Genomic DNA, 3637 nt, shown 5'->3' on the forward strand with positions numbered 1-3637 from the left:
CCCCGCCACACTATCCGGGTCGCCGGCGGTGACCACCCGCCGGTCAGCCGGGCGGGCCTAGAGTGGCGGCGTGGCTCAGCAGACCCCCGCGCGCAGCCGCCTCGCCGACGAGCTCGTCGCCCTCGCGCCCGACCTGCGCACCCCGCAGGCCGCCGACGCGGTGCTCGAGCTCCTCGCCCGCGTGCACGCGCTGCTGGAGCGCCCGTGACGCTCGTCGACCTCGTGGGTCGCAGCGGCGGGGACTCCGCCGGGCTGTCCTCGCTCGCGGCCCTGCTGCACCGCTGCGCCGACGCCCTCCGGGGCAGCTGCCCCCCTCCGCAGGTCGCCGCCGTGCGCGAGGCCGCAGCCGCCGCCCAGAGCGCCGCGCAGGACCTGCGGGGGCTGCCCGTCCCCGTGCAGCCGCACGACGTCGAAGCCGTCGAGCGGGTGCTGGCCGACGCCCTGCGCGGCCCCTTGACCACGCTCGCCGACGAGAGGACCCCCTGACCGTGCCTGTGCAGTTCGCCGAACGCACGCCCCTGCCCGCCCCGCCCGCGCAGGCCTTCGCCGTCCTGGTCGACCCGGACTTCCTGGCCGCCCGCGCGCAGCGCTCCGGCGCCCTCGAGCACACCGAGTCGGTGACGACCGAGGGGGCGGTCACCGTCGTGTCCTCGACGCGCACCGTCCCCACGACCGGCCTGCCGCAGGCCGCGTCCCGCTTCCTGGGCTCCACGGCGGTCGTCGAGCAGGTGGAGCGGTGGGAACCGGCCGACGCCGACGGCTCGCGCCGGGGCTCGCTGCGGCTCACCGTGCGCGGCGCCCCCGTCGAGCTGCTCGCCGCCGCGACGCTGTCGGCCGGGGAGGGCGGTTGCGTGCACGAGCTCTCCGGCGCGCTGACCGTGCAGGTGCCGCTGTTCGGCGGCACCGTGGAGAAGGCCGCCCTGCCGGGTCTGCTGGACCTGGTGCGCGCGGAGATCGGGCTCGCGCGCGAGCGGCTCAGCGCCCGCTGAACCTCACGGGCCGACGGCCAGCAGCAGCGGCAGCTCGCTGGCGTCGTACCAGAGCAGCTCGTGCCCCTCGCACGCCTCGACGGTGAACACCGCGTCCTCGTCCCCGGCGTCGGCCGCGGGCAGCGCCGCCAGCGCTGCCCGCACGTCCGCCTCGGCGTCCGCGTCGTCGACGTGGACGCTGACGACGTCCTCGAGGACCAGCGCCGCGCCCACCTGCACGCGCGAGCGCTCGGGCGCCGTCCACGCGCCGCGCTCGCCCACCTCCACGGCGCCGTCCGGCACGTCGAGGGCCAGCACCACGCGCCGGGGCGCCGCGCCGCCGTCGGGGCCGGCCAGCAGCCGCAGCGACTGCTCAGCGGCGTCCGTCATGGCGACGTACTCCAGCTCCTCCTCCAGGTCGCGCGGGTCCGCGTCGGCGTAGAAGTCGCGCAACGCCGGCGTGACCGCGTGCACCGCGGCTGGAGCGGGAGCCAGGCGCCCCTCCTGCGCGGCGCGCGCCAGGGCCGGCAGGGTCGTCGGCCAGTAGACGCGCACGCTCAGTCCTCGTCCTCGTCGAGCTCCTCGTCGCCCTCACCGTCGAAGTCCTCGTCGAACACGATGCCGTCCAGCTCGTCGAGGCGTTCGGCGGCATCGGTCTCACCGTCGGTGTCGGCCTCGGCGGCCTTGACGAGCCACTCGCGCGCGTCGGCGTCGCGGCCGACCGAGAGGAGGGCGTCCGCGTAGGCGTACCAGAGCCGCGCGCGCCAGGGCGCACGGCTGTTGGTGCGCAGCTGCGGTACCTGCAGCGAGACCACGGCCGCGTCGTGCTGGCCCATGTCGTGCCGGGCCCCCGCGGCGACGATGAGCATCTCCACCTTCGCGGGGGTGTCGAGCTTGGCCGCCTCCGGGGAGGTGGCCAGGTCCAGGGCGCGCTCGGGCCGGCCCAGTCCGCGCTCGCAGTCGGCCATGAGCGGCAGGTAGCTGTCGTCGCCGGTCATGCGCCGCACGGTCCGCAGCTCCGCGAGGGCCTCGCGGAAGTGCCCGGCCCGGTAGGCGGCGATCGCAGCGGCCTCGCGCACCGCGGCGATGCGCCCACCCCGGCGCTGAGCGGCCAGCGCGTGCTGCCACGCGCGCTCCGGGTCGACGTCGACCACGCGGCCGCTGGCCACCAGGTGCCGGGCGACGACGTCGGCGTTCTCGGAGGTCAGCCCCTGCAGCGAGCGGCGCACCTCCGGGTCCAGCTCACGACCGGTGATGTCGTCGGGCAGGCGCGGCCCGGCCTGGCGCTCGGGCCGGTCCCGGAAGCGGTCCCCCGCGGCCGGAGCGCGCACCGGGCCGCGCTCGGCGCGCCGGGGCGCCTGCCCCCGCTGGCCCTCGGGTCGCGACCGCTCGTCACGGCGGGGACGGTCGTCGCGACGAGGACGCTGGTCGTGCTGCGGACGGTCCCCACCGCGGGGGCGGTCGTCGCGCTGGGCACGCTCGTCTCGCTGGGGACGGTCGTCTCGACGCGGGCGGTCGTCGCGCTGGGGGCGGTCCCCGCCGCGGAACGGCCGGTCCTCGCGCCGAGGCCCTGTGGACTGGTAGGGGCGGTCGTCCCGGCGGGGACGGTCGTCGCGCTGCGGGCGGTCGTCCCGGCGAGGGCGGTCGTCCCGGCGAGGGCGGTCGTCGCGCTGGGGACGGTCGTCCCGGCGAGGGCGGTCGTCGCGCTGAGGACGGTCGTCACGTCGCGGACCACCGGCACGGAACGGGCGCTCCTCGCGACCGGCGCGGGCATCGCGCTGAGGACGGTCCTCCCCACGCGGACCGGCGGAGCGGAACGGGCGGTCCTCGCGCCGGAAACCTGCGGACTGGTAGGGGCGGTCGTCCCGGCGGGGACGGTCCTGCGCACGGGCGGGACGGTCGTCGCGCTGCGGTCGGTCGTCGCGCTGCGGACGGCCACCGCCCTGGAACGCACCACCTGCACGCTGGGGGCGGTCGTCGCGCCGCGGGCCACCGGTCCGGAACGGACGCTCGCCGGCGCCGGGACCCTCGCCCCTCGAGGGGCGGTCGTCGCGGCGCGGACGCTCGTCGCGGGACCAGCGCTCGTCCCGCTGAGGGCGATCGCTCGTCCCCGACTGGCGGACGGGGCGCCCAGGGCGCTGGTCGTCACCCGGCGCCGAGCGGCGAGGACGGTCGGGCCGTCCACCGAACGACGAGCCGCCGCCGGCACCACGGCGCGGAGCCCCGGAACCCGATCGGGAGTCACCGGCCCCAGCACGTGCAGCACCGCCGCGTGCAGGTCGCTGACCACCGCCGGTGGGACGTCGGTCGTCGCCTCCCGTGCGGCCACGAGCACCTGGTTCCGCCATGCCGATCTCCCACCTGCCGCGCTCTGCGCGGGACCATCGCCGCTGTTCACGTTGTGAGCCCGTTGCACGGGCGGTCCAGGGTCTCACGAGCCCCGAGCTGCCGTCCCCGGACATGCGTGTGGGGAGCAGCTCCTCCGGAAAGGAACTACTCCCCACACGTGAGCACCTCCCGAAAAGGGAGGCCACCCGATGTTGAGTGGCCGGCGGTGTCCTACTCTCCCACCCAGTCTCCCGAGCAGTACCATCGGCGCTGGTGGGCTTAGCTTCCGGGTTCGGAATGAGACCGGGCGTTTCCCCACCGCTATGACCACCGGACCACAC

At 76.9% G+C, this 3637-nt stretch carries 5 protein-coding genes and 1 rRNA gene; 3 read left to right on the forward strand and 3 right to left on the reverse strand.

What is annotated here, in order from left to right; genetic code table 11:
• Positions 1 to 70 precede the first annotated feature (70 nt).
• The 3 genes from GTQ99_RS11030 to GTQ99_RS11040 are packed head-to-tail and all read left to right on the forward strand — an operon-like array spanning position 71 to position 989.
• Positions 71 to 208, forward strand: a complete 138-nt coding sequence (locus GTQ99_RS11030) for a hypothetical protein (RefSeq protein ID WP_166615779.1) — start codon at positions 71 to 73, stop codon at positions 206 to 208.
• Positions 205 to 486 carry a hypothetical protein gene (locus GTQ99_RS11035; RefSeq protein WP_166615780.1) on the forward strand — a complete coding sequence of 94 codons (282 nt, stop codon included), beginning with the start codon at positions 205 to 207 and terminating at the stop codon, positions 484 to 486. Before GTQ99_RS11030 ends, GTQ99_RS11035 begins: the two co-directional genes overlap by 4 nt.
• Positions 487 to 488: 2 nt before the next feature.
• Complete coding sequence (locus GTQ99_RS11040; RefSeq protein ID WP_166615781.1) at positions 489 to 989, forward strand: DUF2505 family protein; 501 nt, start codon at positions 489 to 491, stop codon at positions 987 to 989.
• Positions 990 to 992: 3 nt separating this feature from the next.
• Here GTQ99_RS11040 and GTQ99_RS11045 read toward each other — a convergent pair whose 3' ends face one another.
• The 3 genes from GTQ99_RS11045 to rrf form a co-directional block, all read right to left on the reverse strand.
• Positions 993 to 1523 (reverse strand): DUF6912 family protein, encoded by a 531-nt coding sequence (locus GTQ99_RS11045; RefSeq protein ID WP_166615782.1) that lies wholly within the window; start codon positions 1521 to 1523, stop codon positions 993 to 995.
• Positions 1524 to 1525: 2 nt separating this feature from the next.
• On the reverse strand, positions 1526 to 2299 hold the full coding sequence (locus GTQ99_RS11050; protein ID WP_166615783.1) for a tetratricopeptide repeat protein: 774 nt from the start codon (positions 2297 to 2299) through the stop codon (positions 1526 to 1528).
• 1215 nt (positions 2300 to 3514) lie between these two features.
• A 5S ribosomal RNA gene (gene rrf / locus GTQ99_RS11055) occupies positions 3515 to 3631 on the reverse strand.
• Positions 3632 to 3637 lie beyond the last annotated feature (6 nt).

This window comes from Kineococcus vitellinus, from assembly GCF_009906315.1.
Classification (GTDB): Bacteria; Actinomycetota; Actinomycetes; order Actinomycetales; family Kineococcaceae; genus Kineococcus; species Kineococcus vitellinus.